The organism is Streptomyces sp. H27-D2 (genome assembly GCF_035828615.1).
Lineage (GTDB): Bacteria > Actinomycetota > Actinomycetes > Streptomycetales > Streptomycetaceae > Streptomyces.
Genome location: NZ_JAYMZR010000070.1, coordinates 18,699 through 40,098 on the forward strand (window position 1 = coordinate 18,699; position 21,400 = coordinate 40,098).

Genomic DNA, 21,400 nt, shown 5'->3' on the forward strand with positions numbered 1-21,400 from the left:
CCCTGTTCGCGGGCACGTTTCCGGGCGGCCCGACCTCGGTCAGGCTGGTCGGTAGGTTCCTGGAGCGAGGTAGACGGCGAATCTCGGGGCGTCCCCGCCTCGGTAGGAGATGAAGTTCTGGGTCGCCGACTCCGTCAGCGGCCGGTCCGCGAGGGAGTCCAGGACGGACACGTAGGGCGACGGGTCTGCGCCCTCGTCGCGCAGAAAGGCCGCCACCCGGTCGCGGGCCGCCGCGTCGTTGTCGTGGACCGGGATCAGTGGGATGTACAGGGTCGCGCCCGGGAGGTCCTGCCCGGAGTCGAGGGTGAAGCATGTTACGGGAGGTTTCCCCCCGGATGAGGCTTGCTGGCCATTGATCTGCCGCAGTGCCCGCGCGAACGAACCCGGTATGTGGTCCCGTGCGACGGCCGACTTGGCATCGATGGAGTCGGGGGACACGTCGGAGTGTGCCAGGTACAGCTGCACCCTGAACTCGTCTGCGCCGATCAGGTCCAGTGCCAGGGATGCGGGCTCGTGCGCCGGGTCGTCGAGGCCGCCCAAGTGTTCCGCCAGGGCGCGCCAGGGGCGTTCCAACCCCAGACGGATCATGGCTTCCTCCGTCCGGGCGGCCGCCTGCTCCCGGCCGCAGACTGCCGGGTTGAGGAAGATCTTGTACAGCGGGTGGCTACCAGGCCGCCAGGCCACCGCGTGGGCGAGGGAGAAGTACCCCTGCGGCTGCTCGGTCGTGAAGAGATCCTCGATCCGCAGATAGCGCTCGATCGAAACTCCGGGACGGTCGGCCAGCCGCCGGGTGAAGGCCATGCCCTCCTCCATGCGGGACTGCGGCGTCCCCGCGCCTGGGGGCTCCAATGCCAGTCGGACCGTGGCCTCGCCGTCCACCCAAGCGATAGACGGCTCGAAGGGCATCCCGTCGATCGAGACCCAGCACGCGCGCTCGGGGGGTGTGCCGACCGGGAGAGCACCCCACGGATGGGTGAGTTCCCGGATGAGGACCAGGATCGATGCCCGGCACTCGCCGACCAGGCCGAGGCTCTCATGCGCGCGCCACACCTTGTCGCAGGCGATGTCCGCGTAGCTGTCGGTCGGCCGGTAGAGCCGGGACTCGAAGCGCAATGCGCGCCCGACCATCTCGGCGGAGACTCCCGATTCTGGGGTGAAGGGGGTGGGCGCGGCTGACTCCGCAGGGACGGTACCGGGGTCTAAGGATTGCAACATGTCTCCCTGAACGTCTCGTTGACGCAAACGAGCGTGATCGTCCCACTGCGGGCCGGAGTGTGTCCACGCATTGCTGGATGAAGTGCCGTCGGGCAGGCTGCAGGTATCTGTTCTGGCCAATATGACGCCCTGTCCGGATACCCGGAGGCCCCTCTCGGTGCGGACGATCCGGGGGTAAAGCGGCAGGCTGAAGCTGACGGGCATTGCCGGCGGTCCCGTTCGACGCCGGGGCAGCTGTCCGGACAAGTCGGCCTGAAATCCCCGCTCCGAGATCCACGCCGCAACGTTTTGCCACATGATCGCTACTTGGTGTAATCGGCCATGCAAGTCTTCCGAGCGGATCTGTGATGTTCGCGTGGCTGCTGCCAGGAGATCCGGTTCGCTTCTGGAAGCCTGCGCAGAGGAGTTGTTAGAGCGTGTCTGCACAGCACCACTCGGTCCCGCCTCGGCCCGTCGCCGGGGCCCCTCGGTCCCTCGCCCCCATCAGCCGTCCCTGCCCGCCAGCCGACCGGGACCGCCCGGAGGGAACCGCGTCGCCAACAACCCTTGCGGCGGCCTTCGCGCAGCAGGTCAGGCGTACACCCGAGGCGACGGCGCTGGCGTACGACGAGATCGCCCTGACCTACCGGGAGCTGGACGACCGCGCGAACCGCCTGGCCGGAGCACTGGCCGAACAGGGGGTGGGCCGGGAGAGCGCCGTCGCGGTGCTGATGGAGCGCTCGGCCGAGCTCGTGGTGTCGCTGCTGGCGGTCGTCAAGACCGGGGGCTTCTACGTGCCGTTGGACTCCCGCCAGCCGACATCGCGGCTGGGGTGGATCCTGACGGAGACCGACGCCCGCGTGGTACTGACCGACGACCCGCAGCGGGTCAGGGACCTCGGTGCCGGCGCCCGGCCGGTTGAGGTGAGCATGGACGCGCTCGCGCGCGGAGCCGGCCCCGAAGCCCCTGACGTACGCGTGGGCCCACAGCAGTTGGCCTACGTGATGTTCACCTCCGGTTCCACCGGGACGCCCAAAGGCGTGGCGGTGACTCAGGACAATGTGGTGAGCCTGGCCGGAGACGCGGCTTGGCGAAGCGGCGCGCAAGAGCGGGTCCTGCTGCACTCGCCGCACGCCTTCGACGCGTCCACCTATGAGCTATGGGTGCCCTTGCTCTCCGGCGGCCGGGTCGTGGTCGCGCCTCCGGGCGAGTTGGACGCGCGGGGCATCGCCGCAGCAGTCGCCGATGCGGGAGTGACCGGGCTGTGGGTGACCGCCGGGCTCTTCGCGGTGCTGGCGGAGGAAGACCCCCGCTGCTTCCAGGGCTTGGGCGAAGTGTGGACCGGGGGCGACACGGTTTCCGCAGAAGCTGTCCGGCGGGTGCTGCAGCAATGCCCCGGAACCGCGGTCGTCAACGGATACGGGCCGACGGAGACCACCACGTTCGCGACCAGCCATCGGGTAGCCGACCCCGGTGGTCTCGGAGCGGTGATGCCCATCGGCGCCGTGATGGAGGGGATGCGGGCCAAGATCCTGGACCCGCGTCTGCGCCCAGTGCCGCCCGGCGAGGTGGGAGAGCTGTACCTCGGGGGCACAGGTGTGGCCCGGGGCTACTGGAACCGCCCGGGTCTGACGGCCGAGCGATTCGTCGCCGACCCGTCGGGCGAGCCCGGAGCACGGCTGTTCCGGACCGGCGACCTGGTACGACGCCGGGCCGACGGACTCCTTGAGTTCGTCGGCCGCAGCGACGACCAGGTGAAGATCCGCGGCTTCCGCGTAGAGCCCAGCGAGGTGGAGGCGGTCCTGGCAGGGCACCCGGGCGTTGCCTATGCCGCAGTCGTGGCCCGCCAGGACCGCCCCGGGCACAAGCGGCTCGTCAGCTATGTGGTTCCCGCCGGCGAAACCGCCCCGGGCCATCGCACCGACCAGCCCGAGCAGATCAGGGAGTGGCAGGAGCTCTACGACTCGCTCTACAGCGGGGCCGCCGCCGTTCGGTTCGGCGAGGACTTCTCCGGCTGGAACAACAGCTACGACGGCCGGCCGATCCCGATGGAGCAGATGGGGGAGTGGCGGGACGCCACCGTGCAGAGGATCCGGGAGTTGCGCCCCCGCCGGATCCTGGAGATCGGCGTGGGGACCGGACTCCTGATGTCCCGGCTGGCCCCGGAGTGCGACGCATACTGGGGGACGGACTTCTCCGGCCAGGTCATCGAGGCACTGCACGGCTTGGTGGCACAGGACGATTCGCTCGCCGACCGGGTGGAGCTACGGGTTCAGGCCGCCGATGTCGTCGACGGCCTGCCCACCGGCTTCTTCGACACGGTGGTCATCAACTCGGTGGCGCAGTACTTCCCGGACGCGCACTACTTGGAGGATGTGCTGCGCAAGGCTGTCGCCTTGCTGGTCCCCGGCGGGGCGGTCTTCGTCGGGGACGTGCGCAACCTGCGGCTGTTGCGCTGCTTCCATACCGACATCCAGCTGCGCCGTCCGGACCTCCCCTCAGATCCCGCGGCCGTCCGCGGGGCGGTCCAGCATGGTGTGGTCCGGGAAAAGGAACTGGTGATCGATCCGGCCTTCTTCAGCGAGCTGTCCAGTCTGGTCGCCGGGATCGGTGGCGTCGACGTGCGGGTGAAGCGGGGGCAGCATGTCAACGAGCTGACGCGCTACCGCTACGACGCCGTTGTGCACAAGCTGTCGGCGGATGAGGCCGTCCCCGGTCTCCCGGTCCGGGAGCTGCGCTGGGGACGAGAAGTGACCGACCTGGAGGCACTCGCCGCCCGTCTCACCGATGAGCCTTCCGCCGCCCTGCGGGTGATCGACGTGCCCGACAGCCGGATTGCGCCCGTGATCGCGGCCATGCGGGCTCTGGAGGAAGACAGCGAAATACGTCCGCTGGCAGACCTCGCCGCGCGCGGCGAGGAGGCGCCCGCTCTGGAGGAGTTCCACGCGCTGGGCGACCGGCTCGGCTGGCTGATCGCCGCCACCTGGTCGCACACCATCGAGGGCAGCTTGGACATCCTGCTGGCACCGCACTCCACCGGCATCCCGGCGACCGGTGGCGCTCCGGTCCCCACCGGTGTGCCGCTCACCTCGCTGGTCAACGTTCCCGCGGCGGCCCGCGATACCGGCGCGCTGGTCTCCTCCGTTGGCTCCTACCTCCGAGAGCGCCTGCCCGAATACCTGCTGCCCGCCGCGACGGTGGTACTGGACGCTCTGCCGCTGACGCTAAATGGAAAGGTGGACCGTCGTCGGCTGCCGGCGCCGGACACCGGCTCCGCCGAGGACGGCCGCGCGCCACGCAATCCGCTCGAAGAACTGCTGTGCGGCCTGTTCGCCGACGTCCTGGGGATGTCCAAGGTCACGATCGACGACAGTTTCATCGCCCTCGGCGGGCATTCACTGTCGGCCACTCGGCTCAGCACCCGCCTGCGGTCCGTGCTCGGTCTGGAACTGCCGGTCCGCGCCGTATTCGAGACGCCGACCGTCGCGGGCCTGGCAGCGGCGGTACGGAAGGCGGCCACCGGAGACCGGCCTGCGCTGGGTCCGTCGGTCCGCCCCGCGGAGGTTCCGCTCTCCTCCGCCCAACATCGCCTGTGGTTCCTGCACCGGCTCCAAGGGGCGGGTGCCGCCTACAACGTTCCCCTGGTACTGAGCCTGACCGGCGACCTGGACCGTACGGCACTCGAGGCCGCACTGGGCGATGTGGTAGCACGCCATGAGAGCCTGCGGACTGTCTTCCCCGAGACATCCGGTGTTCCCCGGCAGCTCATCTTGGAGGGGGACGCCGCACGACCGGCGTTGGCCATCACCCCGACCACGCCGGAGGCGTTGGACGAGGCAGTGGCCCGGGCTGTCCGCCACCCCTTCGGCCTCGAGGCACAGATACCCGTCAGAGCCGAGCTGTTCGTGCTGGCTCCCGACCGGCACGTACTGTCGCTCGTGGTCCACCACATTGCGTGCGATGGCTGGTCGTTGGCGCCACTGTGGCAGGACCTCGCCACCGCCTACACCACACGGCGTGCGGGCAGCGGCCCCGGCCTGGAGCCGCTGCCCGTCCAGTACGCCGACTACGCCCTGTGGCAACGGGAGCTGCTGGGGGACGAGAACGATGCCGGCAGCTTGTCCGCGCGCCAGCTCGCGTACTGGACCAGCGCGCTGACCGGTCTGCCCGAGTGCCTGGAGCTGCCTGTCGACAGGCCCCGCCCCCAGGCTGCCTCCCCTCGCGGCGACACCCTGCGCTTCACCGTGGACGCGAACCTGCACGGGCGGATCGTGGAGCTGGCCAGGAGCTGCGGAGCGAGCCCGTTCATGGTGCTGCACGCCACGCTCGCTGCCTTGCTGACCAAGATGGGGGCGGGTACCGACATCGCGATCGGCGCCCCGGTCGCGGGCCGCACCGATCACGCCCTTGACGGCCTCATCGGATTTTTCGTCAACACGCTGGTCCTGCGCACGGACACCTCCGGGAACCCGGCTTTCCGCGATCTGGTGGCCCGGGCCCGGGAGACGGATCTGGCCGCGTACGCGCACCAGGATATCCCCTTCGAGCGGCTGGTGGAGGCGCTGGCACCCGCGCGTGGCCTCGCTCACCACCCGTTGTTCCAGGTGATGCTCGCACTGCAGAACGCGCCGCAGAGCGGGCTGGAACTTCCGGGCCTGGCAGTCGGCGATGTGGAAGTGAGCACCGGGGAATGCCGGTTCGACCTGTCCCTCAGCCTGCACGAACGCCACGGTGCGGACCGGTGCCCGCAGGGTATGGACGGGGTTGTCGAATACAGCACCGATCTGTTCGACCGAGACAGCGTCGAGCGTCTTGTGGAACGGTTCCAGAACCTGCTCCACATGGTGACCGCCGAACCCGACCGGCGGCTGGGCAGCTTCGACGTCCTTGTCCCCGAGGAGCGTGGCAGACTGCTGGCGCATAGTGGTGACCGCCGCCACGACGTACCGAATCTGCCACTGCCGGACCTGTTCGAGGCGCAGGTGAAACGGGCTCCCGCCGCGACCGCGCTCGTCTTCGACGACGGCGCGGAGGTCGTGCAAACGCTGTCGTACCAGGACCTCAACTCCCGCGCGAACCAGCTGGCCCGGTATCTGATCGACCGCGGTGTCGGACCGCAGCAATTCGTGGCGATCGCGTTACCCCGTTCGGTCCAGTCGGTCGTCGCCACCCTCGCCGTACTCAAAGCGGGAGCCGCCTACCTGCCGCTGGACGTGGACTATCCGGCGGCTCGGATCGGCTTCATGCTCGACGACGCCCGGCCGGCCCTCCTGCTGACCAGCCGGGAAACGCCCCCTTCGCTCCCCGACCGGGGCATCCCACGGATCGTCCTGGACCGGGACGAGACACAGCGCGCGATCGGCCTTGGCCGGGAGACGGACGTCAGCGACGCCGAGCGGCTCCGTCCGCTGCCCGCCGCGAGCCCCGCCTACGTCATCTACACCTCGGGGTCCACCGGTCGTCCCAAGGGCGTGGTGGTCACCCACTCCGGTATCTCCGGCGTGGTGCAGGCCCAGGTGCGGCGGTTCGGTGTGACCGACGCGAGCCGGGTGCTGCAGTTCGCCTCCCACAGTTTCGACTCGGCGGTCTGGGAGCTGTGCGGCGGTCTGCTGACCGGGGCCGCCCTGGTGATGGCCCCGGCAGAGCGGACAGCTCCCGGCCCTGCCCTGTCCGTTCTGATCGAGCGGCACGGCGTCACCCACGCGACGCTTCCTCCCGCCGCGCTGGCAGTAATGGAGCCGGGGGACGTGCCCTCGCTCACCTCGCTGATCGTCTCGGGAGAGGCCTCGTCGGGGGAAACAGTCCGGCGCTGGTCCACCGGCCGTCGGTTCATCAACGGCTACGGCCCCACCGAGACGACGGTGTGCGCCACACTCAGTTCCCCGCTCTCCGGCGACGGCACGCCCCCGATCGGCCGGCCCACCGTCAACGCCCGCGCCTACGTCCTGGACCGTGACCTGTGCCTTGTGCCCCCCGGGGTGGCCGGTGAACTGCACGTCGCCGGGGCAGGGGTGGCCCGCGGTTACCTGAACCTGCCGGGTCTGACCGCCGAGCGCTTCGTGGCGAACCCGTACGGCGAGCCGGGCACCCGCATGTACCGGACCGGCGACACCGTGCGGTGGAACCACGACGGGGAGCTGGAGTTCATCGGCCGCATCGACGGGCAGGTCAAGATCCGGGGCTTTCGCATCGAGCCGGGCGAGATCGAGGCCGTCCTCGGCAGCCATCCCGGGGTGGCGCAAGCGGTCGTCATCCCCAGGAAGGACGACCGCGGCAGCACGTACGTCGCCGCGTACGCCGTGCCGACCAGCGATGCGGCGGACCTGGACGGGCTGACGCTGCGCGCCCGTCTGGCGGACCTGCTGCCCGACTACATGGTCCCGTCCGCCGTGATGGTGCTGGATGCCCTGCCGCTGACGACGACAGGAAAGGTGGACCGGCGCGCGCTCCCGGCACCGGACTTCGGCGCGCTGTCGACGGGCCGCGCTCCCCGCAACCCGCGCGAGCGCATCCTGTGCGAGCTGTACGCCGAGATCCTGGGCGTCCCCCACGTCACGATCGACGACAGCTTCTTCGCCCTGGGCGGGCACTCCCTGCTGGCGACCCGGGTGATCAGCGGGGTACGCCGCCGCCTCGGATCAGAGTTGCCCGTCCATGCCCTCTTCGAACGGCAGACGGTGGCAGCGCTGCTGGAAGCCATCGACGCACCCCAGGGACCGGGCGCGCAGGAACCGCCCTCGACCGACCTTGCGGCAGAAGCGGTTCTGGACCCGCTGATCACCGTCCGGCACCGGCGCCCCGCACAGCCCGCCAGGACCGCGGCCCGCCCGAACATCCTGCTGACGGGTGCGACGGGGTTCCTCGGCTCCTTCCTGCTCCGCGAACTCCTCGACCGCACGGACGCGGACATCCACTGCCATGTCCGCGCCGACGACGCCGAACAGGCGGCCCACCGGATCCGACGGAGCCTTGTGCAGTACGGGCTATGGGACGAGTCTTCGCGCGAACGGATCCTTCCCGTACCGGGGGATCTGGAGCAACCGCTGCTCGGCCTCACCCCCGACCGGTTCGATTACTTGTCGGCCCGCATCGACGCGATCTACCACAACGGCGCGCGGGTCAGCGCCGTCGACTCCTACGCCCGGCTGAAGGCGGCGAATGTACTGGGCACACGCGAGGTGCTCCGGCTGGCGACCCGGTCGGGGGCGGTCCCGGTGCACTACATCTCCACGGCCGCCGTGTCGGTGGGGATAGACGACACCCCCGACTTGGTGCCCGAGGACCACCGGGTCCGGCCGGAGTCCGTCATGCGCAACGGCTACACCGCCAGTAAATGGGTGGCCGAGCAGCTCGTGTGGGCGGCGGCGGACCGCGGCCTCCCCGTCACGGTGTACCGGTGCGGCCGGGTGAGCGGGCACACCGGCAGCGGCGCCGGATCCAGTGGGGACGTGCTCTGGCAGCTCATCAGAGCCATGATCGTCATCGGTGCCGCACCCGAGCTGACCGATACGGCGGGCCCCGAAGCAGTGATCGACCTCGTGCCCGTCGACTACGCCGCAGCCGCTGTCATCCACCTGTCGCACCGTCCGCGCAGCAGCGGCTTGGCGCACCATCTCACCTGTCCGCATCCGCTCCCTCTGGGCGAGGCCCTCGACCATCTACGGGCGTACGGGTACCGCCTGGACCCTATGCCCCACACGGAATGGACCCGCACGCTCCGGCAACGGGCGGACGCGGCAACAGGGCAGGAGCACCTGGACGCTGCCGTGCTCCTCAGCGACACCCTGCCCGGACTCGCGCAGCTGGGCAGGGTCCAGCTCGACCGCAGCAACACGCGCGCCGGATTGGCGGATTCGGCGTTGTCGTTCCCGACGCTGGACGGCGAGTTGATCCGCACCTACGCGGACTACTTCGTCGCCTCCGGCTTCTTCCCGCCAGCCACCACGCGCTGAACGCAGCCTTGAGCAAACCGAAGCCGGCCCCCGGTACACCCACTACACCGAGGAAGAGGTACCGCATCGTGAACAATCCCTGGGACGACGCCACGGGGACCTACCGGGTCCTGGTCAATAGCGAAGGACAGCACTCCTTGTGGCCGTCTTTCACCGATGTCCCCGCCGGATGGACCGCCGTCTGCGGACCCGGCACCCGCGAGGAATGCCTCGGCTACGTCGAGGAGAACTGGACCGACATGCGCCCCCAGAGCCTCGTCGACTGCCACAACAGCCTCTCGGCGGTGAAGTCGGCATGACCACACGGCAGGAACCCCCTCGCTATCCGTTCAACGAAGCGGCCGCCCTGGACGTCGACCCCTTGTACACACAGCTGCGCCAGGAGGAACCCGTCGTCCGCGTCAGCTGCCCCTTCGGCGAGGACGCCTGGCTGGTGACCACGCACGCAGATATGAAGACGATCCTCGGCGACCGCCGGTTCAGCCGGGCACTCGCCGCTGAGCACGACGAATCCCGCCTGACTCCCCTGCCCATCCACACCAGCATCCTGGGCATGGACCCGCCCGACCACACACGCCTGCGCAGACTCCTGTCCAGGGTCTTCACCGCGCAGCGGGTCGAGCTCCTACGACCCGGGATCGAGAAGGTAACGGGCCGCCTGATCGACGACATGGTGGCCGGGGGCGCGCCCGCAGACCTCATGGAGCAGTTCGCCGTGCCACTGGCGGGCACCGTCGTCTGCGACCTGCTCGGCGTCCCGTTCGAGGACCGGGAGCAGTTCCGCGAGTGGATGGACGCCTTCTCCGCCACCACGGTGATGACGGCCGATGAGGCCGAACACGGCACGGAAGCACTGCACGGATACATCGCACAGCTGATGAACCGCCGCCGCGAGAGCCCTCGCGACGACCTCATCAGCGCCATGGTCCGGGCCAGCGACGAGGAGGAGAAGCTCTCCGAGACGGAACTGGTGGAACTGGCGAGCGTCCTGCTGATCGCCGGACACGAGACAGTCTCCTCACAGCTCATCGACTCCCTCTATCTCCTGTTCACCCACCCCGACCAGCTGGACCTGCTCAAACGCCGGCGCGAGCTGATGCCCAGGGCGGTCGAAGAACTGCTCCGCTACGTCCCGCTCATCTCCCACGTCACCTTCGCGCGGTACGCTACCGAGGATGTCGAGCTGAGTGGAACGCTCGTCCGCGCAGGCGAATCCGTACTACCGGCGATTCCTTCGGCCAACCGCGACGAATCGGTCTTCGAGAATGCGCACGAGTTCGACCTCACCCGGCAGCGCAACCCCCACCTGGGCTTCGGGTACGGCATCCACCGCTGCCTGGGAGCCCCGCTCGCCCGGCTGGAACTGCACGTCGCCGTGGATTCGCTGTTGACGCGCCTCCCGGACCTGCGATGCGCGATTCCCTTGGACTCACTCGAGTGGAAGGACGGCATGCAGGTAAGGAGCCTGCTGCGCCTTCCGGTCCTCTGGTGACCCAGGCCCTGGCCGCAGGTGCGATCCACGTCTGCGGCCAGGCATACCATCCATCGGTCAGGCGAGCCGCCAGTCGCGATCGGCAGGACTCAGCGTCCGGGTCTCGGCGGGATCACGTACGACCACCGGGCCGAGCACGAGGTCAATCCTCTCCATGACCTCCTCGTCCAGGCGGACATCGACCGCCTGGGCATTGGCGGTGATCTGCTCCGGGCGGGACGCGCCGACCACCACCGCCGAGACACCTGGGCGCTGCAGTACCCAGGCCAGCGCGAGCTGAGCCAGGCTCAGTCCGGCATCCGCCACGAGCGGTTGGAGTTCCTGGACCCGGCCCAGGACATCATCCTTCAGCCAGGCGGCCAGTTCCGGAGAGCCGTCATTGACGTCCGTCGCCCGTGAACCGACGGGCCACTCCCGCCCTGGCAGGTACTTGCCGGTCAGCACTCCCTGCGCGAGCGGCGACCAGACGACCTGACCGATACCGAGTTCCGCGCAGGCCGGTATGACCTCGGCCTCGGGTACCCGCCACAGCGCCGAGTACTGCGGTTGGTTCGACACCAGGAAGATCCGCAATTCACGGGCCAGCGCGTGACCGCGCCTGATCTGGTCCGCCGTCCATTCGGAGACACCGATGTAGTGCGCCTTGCCCGCGTGGACCACGTCGGCCAACGCCTCCATCGTCTCTTCCAAGGGAACCGACGGGTCGAACCGGTGGGCCTGGTAGACGTCCACATGGTCCGTTCCCAGGCGCCGCAGGGAATTGTTGATCGACTCGTGGATGTGCTTGCGGGAGAGTCCGAGATCGTTCCTGCCCGGGCCGGTGGGTGCGAAAACCTTGGTGAGGATCTCCAGGCCCTCCCGGCGTTCTCCCTTCAGCGCCCGGCCCAGCGACTCTTCCGCATGCGTGCCTGCGTAGACATCCGCGGTGTCGAAGGTGGTGATCCCGACATCGAGCGCGGCCCGCACACAGGCGACCTCCGTCTCCTCGCTCCTCGACGAACTCCGGGTTAACCAGTTGCCGTAGGCGATCTGGCTGACGATCAGACCGCTGAGTCCAAGGTGACGGAAATTCATGACGTCACGCTACCAACACCCACTATCCCTGCACTTGCTGATCTTTTAACTCGTAGCGGTCCGCTGCCCCGGGGTCTCCCAGACCACCGGTGCCTTCCTCCGCATCCAGGGCAACACGCCGGTCCTCGACGACCTTCGGCAGCATCTCGCCGACCGCCTCCACCGCGAGGCCCGCCTCACCCACTACCTGAAGGGTGAAGGACTCAAAGCGCGCTGGGCGCACGACCCGTCCCCCGACCTGGAACACCGAGTCCGCGAACGTCGGCTCCCGGACGGGCAGGCGAACCTGGACGCCGCCCTGCACGACCTGCTGACCGAACCGCTCCCCGACCACGGCCCGCTCTGGGACATGTGGCTCCTCCATGGCCACGCACCCGGCCGCTACACCATCGCCTACCGCGCGCACCACACCAGCCACGACGGAGGTGGCTTCCTCACCACTCTGCATCGTCTGTTCGGCACCGCCGCGGACTGCTCCAGTCGACGCTGTCGGCAGCCCCGGCCCCGAGCCTCTCCCCCTACAGCTAAACGATCATGGTGACAGTCATCGTCGGTATGTGTCAGCTATCGGCTGTAGTCGCACGGACCAGGAGCTGGAACTCGGCGCGGTGGTCGGTCAGCCACGCGAGGTAGAAAAGTCCCTGGTTGATGACGTTCGCGTCCCTCGAACGTTTGTACTCGATTTTACCGACCGCAGGAGCTCGTGAACCGTCTCTGAACTGCGACGATTCATAGACTACATGTCCGCGACGGGGAGTTGGGGCTGGCTGCGTAGGTGAGAACGGTTGTTGGTGAGTCTCAACAGCAGTTGTCGATCACTGCGTGGGAAAAGGTCGATGAGAATTGACACCGCTGCTGGCATCTGGAGTGTCAGTGGCTGCTGAGAAGGTCGAGTCATGGCGCGGGCCGCCCGTCAGGGACGCGGGGCCTTCTCGCCGTGCACGGCTGTGTATTCGGCTGCGAGCCAAGGGCCGAGGTCGTTGATGAGCATCCCGACCACCGGCAGGTCGGGTGAGGGTACACGGCCAATGGACGCGGCGACACGCATCTGCTCGACGCGCTCGGGGTAGTAGCGGCCGAAGAGCTCGGCGGACTGGTCGAGGTCGCTGGTCCAGCCGCCCCATCGGGGCATGATCAGGGTGAATCCTGTGCGGACGATGCGACGGCCGACGAGACGGCTGAGGGTCCGGCGATCGGCGTCCGTGGTGGCTTCGGCTGCTTTGGCACGCCAGCGTCGAAGCACGCGGGCGAGGTCACCGTTGGTCTCCCGCGCGAGTAGGGCTGTGGGGCGGTAACGGGGCAGTTGTTCTGCGAGGTCAGGGCCCAGCAACGGGGTGCAGAGGCAGGCGATGAAGAATCCGGCATCGTGACGTTCGACGTCGCTGAGCAGAACCCGCGTGCTGGTCAGCAGGATCCCGACGCCATCGATCTGCGGGAACGCACGGTCGAGTACGGCCTCGATTGCTTTGGCGTCAGCGCGGTCGGCTTCGGTGGGCTCGTCGTGGAGGGCGAGCTGGAGGTCGAGGTCGGAGACTCCGGGGGCGGCGGTGCCACGGGGGATGCTGCCGTAGAGGTAGGCACTGTGCAGGCGCGTTCTGCCGAACGTCTCGGTGATGTGAGCGCGGGCGGCATCGACGACGGGGACGAACGCTGCCGGCACTCGGTCCAGTGCGCCTTCGCGTGCGATCGTTCCGTCGCGGTCCAGCCCTCGTTCATTCATGGGGCCACTGTGCCTTGTGCTGCTGTGTGCTGCCGAGCGGATTTCCGAGGCGGTGTGGCGTCCGCGAATCGCACCGCCCCGCCCGGGAGTCCCGGCGGATCGCCGTATACAGATCGACCTTGGACTTCGGCAGCACTCGTGCCCCCTCGTCGTGCAGAGCACAGCCATCCCCGACAAAGTCATGGGACCGTTGCTGTAACTCGCCTGGGTGGTCTCATGGGACGGCCCGTCCACCGGGACGGTGGACGGGCCGTGAAGTGGTTGGGCGCGAGGGATCAGGACTTCGGTACCGGTTCGGCGATGCGGGCTTCAAGGTCGGCGACGCGCCGGTCCTGGAAGCGCAGGTTCGAACGGGCGGCCTTGAGGCGTTCGTCGAGGGTGCGGTTGTCGGTGGTGAGCTGGCGGACGCGCTGTTTGAGGGTGGTGTTCTCGGTGGTGATCCGCTGGATGGCGCCCTCGGTCCATTCGGCTTGCAAATCGCGTATCTGGCCGAGGAGTTCACCGATCCGGTTGCGTTGGGTGCCGATCTCAATGTAGGCGGCCTTGAGGGCTTCCTCGGCGTTCAGGGCGCGTTCGCGCCAGGTCGCCTCGCGTTCGTCGTCCTGTTCAGCGAGCGTGCGGGATCGTTGTTCGCCGGCCTGCGTCATCGCTGCGGCGACCGCGGCTCTGGCCTCGACGTTGTCGTAGAGGAAGGTGCGCGAGACGTCCGCTCGGCGGGCGACGGCGGCGACACTGACCTGGGCTTTCTCGCGTCGGAGCCGGGCGATGGCCTGGTGGATGCGCTCAAGGGCGGCTTCGGTCTTGCGGCGGCGGGCGGCCAGGGCCGCCGCGGTGCGGAGTTCGGAAGCGGTGTTCATGCGGCTTCCTGTTCGGGGTCGTCGCCGTCGGCTGTGCACGTATCGCTGTACTCGTCCGGCTCGTCGCTGCCCGCGTCGGCGAGGTCGGCGGCGCGGAAGGCGGTGGACCATAGGCGGTGGAAGTAGTCCTGGGGTTTGCGCAGGTCCGGGGCGAGGGCGTCGTCGAGGAGGCCGAGGCCGGCCAGGGCCTTTTCCAGGCCGTCGATGGCGCGGGCAGTGGGCTCGAAGTAGCGGTGGAGGTAGTCGGCGGTGGCGTCGTCGGGGGCGCCTTCCGCCAGCAGTCGCCACTGCTCGCGCTTGCGCCGCCAGTAGAGCAGGTCGGCGCCGGACAGGACGAACTTGTCACAGTTGTGGCAGTCGAGATTGAAGGGGCAGGCGCCGCCGTCGACGACGGGCTGGAAGGTGCAGAAGCCGCCCTCGGCGGGGGTACTGCGGCGGGACAGGTCGATGGCCAGGGCCTGGGCCTGTTCGCGGGTGAGCGGGGTGGTGTCGCTGGTGAGGGGTTCGCCGGGGTTGGCGGTGCCGGGTCCGGCGACCCAGACGTGCTGGAGGACGTTGTCCAGGTCCGACTGGGTCAGGTGTAACGGTGCAGTCGGGTATTGGAACTCTCCGAATAGCTCACGTCGAGGCATCGCTGTTGATGGTCAGAAGGACTCGGGCCAGTTGACTGCCCCGCAGTAGAACGGCGTGGGGGCCGATGGTGGACTGCGGCGGGAGGGAACGGATGTAGTCAGAAGCAGGTCTGCTCGCCTCAGCCAGGGAGATCGAGGTCGCGGCGTTGTTTCGGTGCGCCTCCGGGTGCGGGACTGCACCGAGCAACGGGACTATCGATGGCTGAGAGCCCGACTCGGAACCTACAGGCACCCCTGCGTATCAAGGTCGAGCGTGATCGAACGTCCCGACCCCCCGGGCCAAGGGTTTGTGCCAACGATCAGTCGCCGAACCGGGTCCCGTCATCACGCAACTAATGGTTGCACGTACCTGGGTAAGTCGGCTAGGTTGATGCGCAACTAAACGTTGCAGAAGGTGGCGAGCATGGAATTCGGAACGATCGAGCGGAAGATCCACATCGACGCCTCACCCGAGGTCGTCTTCGACGTGGTGAGCAGTCCCGAGCACCTGCGCGAGTGGTGGCCGGACGAGGCGGAGTTCCCGGCCGTGCCCGGGGGAGCGGGGCGGATCGGCTTCGGGGACTTCTCGCACGGCGGCACCTGGGTGCAGTTCGCGGTCGTCGACGCCGTGCCGCCGCGGCTCTTCTCCTTTCGGTGGACCCACGAGGAGGGGGAGTCAGCCGCCCCGGGCAACTCGAACCTGGTCGTCTTCGAGCTCGAGCCTGCCGGGACAGGGACGCTCCTGCGGATGACCGAGAGCGGCTTCCGCGAGCGCGGCTGGGAGGAAGCGAAGGTTGCCGCCAAGTACGCCGAGCACGTCACCGGCTGGGACTTCTACCTGCCGCGGTTGCCGGCGTACGCCGCGAAGGTTGGAGCGGGTGCATAAGCGTGATGGTGGACGACGACCTCTGGTCGGCGGTCGGCGACCCGACCCGGCGCCGGATGCTCGACCTGCTGCTGAGTGAAGGCAGCGGGACGGCGACCAGCCTGAGCGAGCAACTGCCGGTGACCCGTCAGGCGGTGGCGAAGCACCTCGTCGTCCTCGACCGGGTCGGGCTGGTGCACGCCACCACCGCCGGCCGCGAGAAGCAGTTCCGCGTCGATCAGGCCCAGCTCGCCCGCGCCGTCGCCCAGCTCGCCGACGTCGGCACTGCCTGGGGCTCCCGTCTCCAGCGCATCAAGCGCATCGCCGAGACGATTCAGCGCGGCAAGGACACGAACAACGAGACCGAGAAGAAGTAGTAGAGAGGAACACGGAGATGGCAGACATCCTTCACCGCATCGGCGTCGAGCAGTCCTCGCCGGAGCAGGTGTACGACGCGCTCACCACCCTGGACGGCTTGTCCGGCTGGTGGACCGAGAAGACGTCGGGGGAGACCGACCTCGGCGGCGTGATCGAGTTCCGGTTCGGGCCGGGCGGGTTCGACATGAAGGTCGCCGAGCTCGATCCGGGCCGGCTCGTCCGCTGGGACGTCGTGGACGGACCGCAGGAGTGGATCGGCACCAGCGTGCAGTGGGACCTCCGTCAGGACGGCGACTACACGATCGTGCTGTTCAAGCACGAGGGCTGGCGTGAGCCGGTCGAGTTCATGCACCACTGCAGCACCAAGTGGGGCACCTTCCTGATGAGCCTCAAGCAGCTCCTCGAGACCGGGGAAGGTGCCCCCGAGCCGCGCGACGTGAAGATCAGCGACTGGCACTGACCCAGCGACGCCCGAGGAGGATCACGACGACGCCGATCAGCAGGCCGGTCAGTGCAGCCCCGCCGATGAGCAGGGACGGCGGCTGACGTCGGCGGCGTAGGCGGCCCAGTCCCCAGCTGATGCCTTCTGCCACTGGACGGCGACTTGGATGTGGATGCCGAGCATGCGGGCCAGGATCGCGGCCGGGACTTCCTCGGCGAGGGCAAACAGGGCCGTTGACCGGGCCTGGCCGGGTTGGAACCCGAAGCTGATCAGCCGTTGGCCGAGACGGTCGGCGCTGACGTGTTGGCCGGGGCGTTGCCCTGGAAAGAGCCAGGGGGTCTGGTCGGCGTGTCCGATCACTGTGTAGGGGCGGCGTGTTGCGATCAGGTCGAGGACGAGTGCGGCGAGCGGTTCGGGCAGGACGGTCGGGGCGGTCCCCAGGCGGACGGAGACCTGACCGTTCGCCTCGCTGACCTGGTCGACAGTGAGGGTGCTGATCGTGCTGAGCCGTTGGGCGTAGAAGAGCAGGAGTAGTCCGGCGACCCGATCGGCAGTGTTCAGTGTGTCGTCGTGGAGGAGTCTGCGGGCGTCGTCCCACCGGCCTTCGGAGTCGTGGGGGCCGACCGGGCCCTGCCAGCGCTCGGCGCCGAAGGCCAGCCCCTTTGCCAGCCGGGTCTTGGTCGCCCAGCGGATGAAGTGGCCGGTCTGGTCCCAGTAGCTGAGGTCCTCGCGCGCTTTCCACTGGTCCAGGTCGGGCTGGGTGCAGGTGGCGAGGGTCAGACCGCTGCCGGACAGCCAGTCCAGGAAGTTGACGGCGGCGGTGATGTGGCTGCGGACGTTGGCCATCTGCAGGTGGGTGGCATGGTCGGCACCGAGGCGTCGTCGTAGGCGTCGGAGGTGGTGCCAGACCGCGTAGCTGTGCAGCATCGCGCGTTCGTCGTGATCGTCGCGGGATGCGATGGTCCGGGTTGTCCAGCGTTCGAGTTTGATAAGGCGCTCGTCGCGGTCGGGCAGGATACCTCCGGCGACGAGAACGGCCCGCAGATGGTCGAGGGTTTTGCCGGCTGCGAGCTCGTCGAAGACGTCGTGGGTCACCGCGCGCTGGTCGGCTGCGATCTCCTTCAGCAGCCGGGCGACGACCGGGCGCGACAGCCAGGCGACTGCGGTGACCGGCCGGTCGATGCCGATCAACGCGGCGTGCAGCGAGGCCAGTTCGTGGCGAACGGACCTGTCGGGGCCGGCGAACACCTCGTCGGCGCGTTGGGTGAGAGTGCAGCGCTGGCAGGGCCGGTGCGTGCTGGTCTGCCAGGTGGTTTTGCAGGTCGGGCATCGTTCCCAGAAGTCGGGATCGGGGTTGAGGCACTTGTCGGCGTACACGTGAACGTGCTCAGTCCCGTACGGATGAACGTGCTCAGTTCTTGATGTGCTGAGGGCGGTTGGTCGGCAGTCTGCTGCTGTCTGTTCGGGGCGGTGGAGGGCGGCTGACGGTGGTTTTGGACCCGCATCGGTGGTTGGAGCTTCGGCGTTTTCGCGGTCTGTACGAGTCCGGGGCGATGAGCCTTTCGGAGATCGCGAAGGAGACCGGGCTGAACCGGCGCACGGCCCGCAAGTACCTGTCCGGGCAGGCGCCGGTCGCGCCGCCGCTGCGGACGGTGAGCGGGCAGCCCCGTAGCCGGGTGGTGGACGAGGTCGCGCCGTTGATCGACGCGATGCTGCGGGCCGAAATCCTGATCAAGGGTGCGGTGGTCCACGAACGCTTGGTCGCGGAGTACGGCTTCAGCGGCAACTACCAGCGGGTGAAGATATATCTGCAGGAGGCCCGGCCCCGCATCGCCGAGGAGCTCGGCATCAGCCCGGGTGAACTAGCCGGACTGCACCGCAGGTTCGAGGTGATCCCCGGGGCCCAGGCCCAGGTCGACTGGGGCGGTGCGACACGAAGTCGCGCATATGAGTGAACTCGCAGATTGGAGGCCGGTCATGCCGGTTGCGTAGTTCTCGGTCAGTGTTCGAGACCGGTCTCCGCCCTGACGTGCGCTCGCGGGTCTTGCCCGCAGAGGGTGCGAAGCTCAGGGAAGACGCCCAAGGGCCCCCGATCCGTCAGGGGGAGCAACCGGGCAAGGAGAAGGCCGGACGGGCGAACGCGAGTGAACCCCCTGTGATGCCTCGTCATCGACAAGCCCGGGGAGACGGAAGGAACACCGGGCGATAGGACCTGGCCGCTGGAAGAGGCGGCGAGCGGCGACCGGAGCCTGCCCCGTCGGTCGCAAGAACACCGCTGGTCCCGGGGTTTAGGGGGCGCCCTCCCCGGTCGCGTCTCGTATGCGCGGAACGTGGAAACCCCGTCGGGGTCCGGGCCATCTGGCTCGGTAGGCCGATCGCAAGAGGGGCGGAAGCCCTCGGCGGGACAGGATGCCCAAGAAGCGGATGCTGGCTGCCGAAAGGCAACGGGACTCGTGACACTACGGCTGCCTCTCCAGGCGGCTGTCACGGGGAACCGGCCGGATGCCGGTCCAGGCGACCGGGCCCGAAAGGGCGCTGACGTGGGCTGGTGAGCCTTTGAACGCCGAGGCCGAGCCCCGGCTACCGCCGACTGCGCTACTCACGCTATGCCGATGATCACCTCCTGGGTTTCATCGGACCGAAAGCCGAAGCCGAAGCTATCAAGGATCAACTGTCGAAGTTCCTGCGTGACGAACTCAAGCTGGAACTCTCGCCGGAGAAAACTCTGATCACTCACGCCCGGACCCGGGCGGCCCGATACCTCGGCTACGAGATCATCACCCAGGGAAGCAGTAGCAAGATTGTCCGTGGCCAGCGTGCCGTCAACGGAAAGATCGGGCTGCGTGTTCCCCTCGATGTGATTGCGGCGAAACGCGCCCCCTACCGGAAACACGGAAAGCCGTGGCACCGGTCGGCCATTCAGAACCTTGACGACTACGACATCGTCAAGACATTCGCGGCCGAATACCGGGGAATCGTCCAGTACTACATGCTTGCCGGTGACGTCTGGCGCTTCAAGGCGCTCCGCTGGGACGCCCAGACGTCCCTGCTGAAAACGCTGGCCGCGAAGCACAAGTCCTCGGTGAAGAAGATGGCGGCCCGATATCGGGCCAAAGTCTCAACACCGCGCAGACTGCGCACGTGCTACGAAGCCCGGGTCGACCGCGAGGGCAAGCAGCCACTGGTCGCACGGTTCGGAGGGATCCCGCTCACACGGAACAAGGACGCGGTCCTCGACGACCGCACGCCGAGGAAAATCACCTATCCCCGCAGGGAGTTGACCGTTCGACTCCTCACGGGACGGTGTGAACTGTGCGGTGACACGGGCAAGGTGCAAGTGCACCAGGTCCGCAGCATGGCCAGCCTCGGTACATCCAGCACAGAACGGCCGGCCTGGGCGACGCTCATGGCGAAGAAGTGGCGCAAGACCCTGGTGGTCTGCATGCCGTGTCATGACGTCATCCACGGGCAGTCAACGACGCTCACGGCGTAGATAACTGGAGAGCCACGTGCATCGAAAGGTGCCCGCGTGGTTCGGAGGGGGGCCGCGCGGAAAAGGGCCTGGACATCAGGCACCTCGCCGCGCGGCCTACCCGGTGGAAAGCCGCCGAGGACCTCCACCCCACCGGTCCCGCCCGCGCGGCCTGCGTCGCCGACCTGGCCCGCACCGTCCTGGAGGGACACAGCGTCCGCGTCGTCGCCGACCTGCGAGCCCAGGCCCGCACCCGCCGCCAGGACGGCCCCGCCGCCCTGCCCGGACTGGAGCGCACCGCCGCCTACCTCGAAGCCAAGCAGCCCTTTCTGAGCTACCACATCGCCCTCGCCTTGGGCTGGCCCATCGCCAGCGGTGTCATTGAAGGGTGCTGCAGATATCTGATCAAGGACCGTCTCGACATCACCGGCGCGAGATGGAGCCTGGCCGGGGCCGAAGCCATCCTCCTCCTACGCGCCGTCATCGACAACGGCGACTTCGACGCCTACTGGCACTTCCACGCCAACCGCACCTACCAACGCGACCACGCCAGCCGCTACCGGCACGAATTCGCCACAGCAGCGTGATCAACAATCTGCAGGTCACTCAAGAAGCAACGCACCCTCTTCGGGAAGAAGTCGACGCGACGCCCTGCCGCTCGCTCTCCGGGCGAGACAGCCCGTCCCGTCACTCACCATGAAATTCTCCGCTCCCGACGCGGGCCGCACTCATGCCGAGCTGAAGGCCATCCACCCCGAGTTCAACAGTCGCCTGCTGGGGAGGATCTGGGGAGTTCTACCGGCGCTGGGGAGCCCGTGGGGGAGAACCGACTATATAAATCGGCATGATGCTGAAAGACCTTGAAAGACGCATCGCGGCAGGCCAGAGCACCCTCACGGCGAATCATCGCAGGTCAGCACCACATGCGCGATGGGATCAAGAAGATCTCCTCATGGGCGGCCATCCTGTTCGCCCCGACGCTCGTCGGCACGATCTACGGCATGAACTTCGACGATATGCCGGAGCTGCACTGGGCGTTCGGATACCCGTTCGCGATCATGCTGATGGCCATCGTCTGCGTGAGCCTGTACGTCATCTTCAAGCGCCGCGACTGGCTCTGAGGCGGGTCGGCCGAGGCGACCCCTGCCACGAACCGGTCATCGACCGGCCCCCGCAGTCGGCCGAAAGCATGGCGGCGGCGGGCCCCCTGCCCTCCTAGCCTCGATCGTTCATGAGTCCTCGTCGGTGTGCTGACGGGGACTCTGTGTTTGCGAGGTGCGGTTCTTTCCGGGCTGGGGCAGGTTGACGGCCCGGTTGTCGCGTCGGGTGGGCGCCGGGTTCCA

16 protein-coding genes and 3 pseudogenes are annotated in these 21,400 nt (G+C 68.2%); 11 read left to right on the plus strand and 8 right to left on the minus strand.

Annotated elements, in window-relative coordinates; translation table 11 throughout:
* Window positions 1–39: 39 nt before the first annotated feature.
* A complete protein-coding gene (locus tag QMK28_RS24090; protein ID WP_326441443.1) occupies window positions 40–1,215 on the minus strand; it encodes a tryptophan dimethylallyltransferase family protein in 1,176 nt (391 codons plus the stop codon).
* Between the two features lie 416 nt (window positions 1,216–1,631).
* Between QMK28_RS24090 and QMK28_RS24095 the strand changes: the two genes are divergently transcribed.
* The 3 genes from QMK28_RS24095 to QMK28_RS24105 all read left to right on the plus strand — a co-directional run bounded on the left by QMK28_RS24095 (window position 1,632) and on the right by QMK28_RS24105 (window position 10,638).
* Window positions 1,632–9,146 (plus strand): non-ribosomal peptide synthetase, encoded by a 7,515-nt coding sequence (locus QMK28_RS24095; RefSeq protein ID WP_326441445.1) that lies wholly within the window; start codon window positions 1,632–1,634, stop codon window positions 9,144–9,146.
* 68 nt (window positions 9,147–9,214) lie between these two features.
* A complete protein-coding gene (locus tag QMK28_RS24100; protein WP_326441447.1) occupies window positions 9,215–9,445 on the plus strand; it encodes an MbtH family protein in 231 nt (76 codons plus the stop codon).
* Window positions 9,442–10,638, plus strand: a complete 1,197-nt coding sequence (locus QMK28_RS24105) for a cytochrome P450 (protein ID WP_326441449.1) — start codon at window positions 9,442–9,444, stop codon at window positions 10,636–10,638. Before QMK28_RS24100 ends, QMK28_RS24105 begins: the two co-directional genes overlap by 4 nt.
* 57 nt (window positions 10,639–10,695) lie before the next feature.
* Here QMK28_RS24105 and QMK28_RS24110 read toward each other — a convergent pair whose 3' ends face one another.
* Window positions 10,696–11,712, minus strand: coding sequence for an aldo/keto reductase family protein (locus tag QMK28_RS24110; RefSeq protein ID WP_326441451.1), 1,017 nt, complete (start codon window positions 11,710–11,712; stop codon window positions 10,696–10,698).
* 103 nt (window positions 11,713–11,815) lie between these two features.
* Between QMK28_RS24110 and QMK28_RS34360 the strand changes: the two genes are divergently transcribed.
* Entirely contained in the window at window positions 11,816–12,253 is a 438-nt protein-coding gene (locus QMK28_RS34360; RefSeq protein WP_443050804.1) for a wax ester/triacylglycerol synthase domain-containing protein, read from the plus strand.
* 40 nt (window positions 12,254–12,293) lie between these two features.
* Here QMK28_RS34360 and QMK28_RS24120 read toward each other — a convergent pair.
* The 4 genes and pseudogenes from QMK28_RS24120 to QMK28_RS24135 form a co-directional block, all read right to left on the minus strand.
* Window positions 12,294–12,395, minus strand: a pseudogene (locus QMK28_RS24120) (DUF5655 domain-containing protein); the annotation flags it as partial.
* A gap of 230 nt (window positions 12,396–12,625) precedes the next feature.
* A complete protein-coding gene (locus QMK28_RS24125; RefSeq protein ID WP_326441455.1) occupies window positions 12,626–13,432 on the minus strand; it encodes a nucleotidyltransferase in 807 nt (268 codons plus the stop codon).
* A 275-nt stretch (window positions 13,433–13,707) separates the two neighbouring features.
* On the minus strand, window positions 13,708–14,289 hold the full coding sequence (locus QMK28_RS24130) for a DUF6262 family protein (protein ID WP_326441457.1): 582 nt from the start codon (window positions 14,287–14,289) through the stop codon (window positions 13,708–13,710).
* The gene (locus tag QMK28_RS24135) at window positions 14,286–14,921 is read right to left on the minus strand and encodes a hypothetical protein (protein WP_326441459.1); all 636 of its coding nucleotides are present in this window, start codon (window positions 14,919–14,921) and stop codon (window positions 14,286–14,288) included. The genes QMK28_RS24130 and QMK28_RS24135 overlap by 4 nt, the downstream gene beginning before the upstream one ends.
* A gap of 403 nt (window positions 14,922–15,324) precedes the next feature.
* Between QMK28_RS24135 and QMK28_RS24140 the strand changes: the two genes are divergently transcribed.
* The 3 genes from QMK28_RS24140 to QMK28_RS24150 are packed head-to-tail and all read left to right on the plus strand — an operon-like array spanning window position 15,325 to window position 16,603.
* The gene (locus QMK28_RS24140; protein WP_326441461.1) at window positions 15,325–15,786 is read left to right on the plus strand and encodes an SRPBCC family protein; all 462 of its coding nucleotides are present in this window, start codon (window positions 15,325–15,327) and stop codon (window positions 15,784–15,786) included.
* A 5-nt stretch (window positions 15,787–15,791) separates the two neighbouring features.
* A complete protein-coding gene (locus tag QMK28_RS24145) occupies window positions 15,792–16,142 on the plus strand; it encodes an ArsR/SmtB family transcription factor (RefSeq protein WP_326441463.1) in 351 nt (116 codons plus the stop codon).
* 17 nt (window positions 16,143–16,159) lie between these two features.
* On the plus strand, window positions 16,160–16,603 hold the full coding sequence (locus tag QMK28_RS24150) for an SRPBCC family protein (protein WP_326441465.1): 444 nt from the start codon (window positions 16,160–16,162) through the stop codon (window positions 16,601–16,603).
* Window positions 16,604–16,651: 48 nt separating this feature from the next.
* Here the strand turns inward: QMK28_RS24150 and QMK28_RS24155 are convergent, their stop codons facing one another.
* Window positions 16,652–17,962, minus strand: coding sequence for a hypothetical protein (locus QMK28_RS24155; RefSeq protein ID WP_326441467.1), 1,311 nt, complete (start codon window positions 17,960–17,962; stop codon window positions 16,652–16,654).
* Window positions 17,963–18,138: 176 nt separating this feature from the next.
* Between QMK28_RS24155 and QMK28_RS24160 the strand changes: the two genes are divergently transcribed.
* Window positions 18,139–18,540, plus strand: a complete 402-nt coding sequence (locus QMK28_RS24160; protein ID WP_443050803.1) for a hypothetical protein — start codon at window positions 18,139–18,141, stop codon at window positions 18,538–18,540.
* Between the two features lie 644 nt (window positions 18,541–19,184).
* On the opposite strand, the gene QMK28_RS24165 is transcribed toward QMK28_RS24160, so the two are convergent.
* A complete protein-coding gene (locus tag QMK28_RS24165) occupies window positions 19,185–19,322 on the minus strand; it encodes a hypothetical protein (protein ID WP_326441469.1) in 138 nt (45 codons plus the stop codon).
* 120 nt (window positions 19,323–19,442) lie between these two features.
* Here QMK28_RS24165 and QMK28_RS24170 point away from each other — a divergent pair, with 120 nt between their 5' ends.
* From QMK28_RS24170 to QMK28_RS24180, 3 genes and pseudogenes are all read left to right on the plus strand, one after another.
* The gene (locus QMK28_RS24170; RefSeq protein ID WP_326441471.1) at window positions 19,443–20,078 is read left to right on the plus strand and encodes a group II intron reverse transcriptase/maturase; all 636 of its coding nucleotides are present in this window, start codon (window positions 19,443–19,445) and stop codon (window positions 20,076–20,078) included.
* A 278-nt stretch (window positions 20,079–20,356) separates the two neighbouring features.
* Window positions 20,357–20,644: pseudogene (locus QMK28_RS24175) on the plus strand (ISKra4 family transposase); the annotation flags it as partial.
* A 345-nt stretch (window positions 20,645–20,989) separates the two neighbouring features.
* A pseudogene (locus QMK28_RS24180) lies at window positions 20,990–21,178 on the plus strand (CorA family divalent cation transporter); the annotation flags it as partial.
* Window positions 21,179–21,400 lie beyond the last annotated feature (222 nt).

Coding starts and splice junctions, on each gene's coding strand:
- QMK28_RS24105 (WP_326441449.1), top strand. CDS start 9,442: ATGACCACACGGCAGGAACCCCCTCGCTATCCGTTCAACGAAGCGGCC.
- QMK28_RS24125 (WP_326441455.1), bottom strand. CDS start 13,432: ATGAATGAACGAGGGCTGGACCGCGACGGAACGATCGCACGCGAAGGC.
- QMK28_RS24140 (WP_326441461.1), top strand. CDS start 15,325: ATGGAATTCGGAACGATCGAGCGGAAGATCCACATCGACGCCTCACCC.
- QMK28_RS24130 (WP_326441457.1), bottom strand. CDS start 14,289: ATGAACACCGCTTCCGAACTCCGCACCGCGGCGGCCCTGGCCGCCCGC.
- QMK28_RS24135 (WP_326441459.1), bottom strand. CDS start 14,921: ATGCCTCGACGTGAGCTATTCGGAGAGTTCCAATACCCGACTGCACCG.
- QMK28_RS24090 (WP_326441443.1), bottom strand. CDS start 1,215: ATGTTGCAATCCTTAGACCCCGGTACCGTCCCTGCGGAGTCAGCCGCG.
- QMK28_RS24150 (WP_326441465.1), top strand. CDS start 16,160: ATGGCAGACATCCTTCACCGCATCGGCGTCGAGCAGTCCTCGCCGGAG.
- QMK28_RS24145 (WP_326441463.1), top strand. CDS start 15,792: ATGGTGGACGACGACCTCTGGTCGGCGGTCGGCGACCCGACCCGGCGC.
- QMK28_RS24110 (WP_326441451.1), bottom strand. CDS start 11,712: ATGAATTTCCGTCACCTTGGACTCAGCGGTCTGATCGTCAGCCAGATC.
- QMK28_RS24160 (WP_443050803.1), top strand. CDS start 18,139: ATGAGCCTTTCGGAGATCGCGAAGGAGACCGGGCTGAACCGGCGCACG.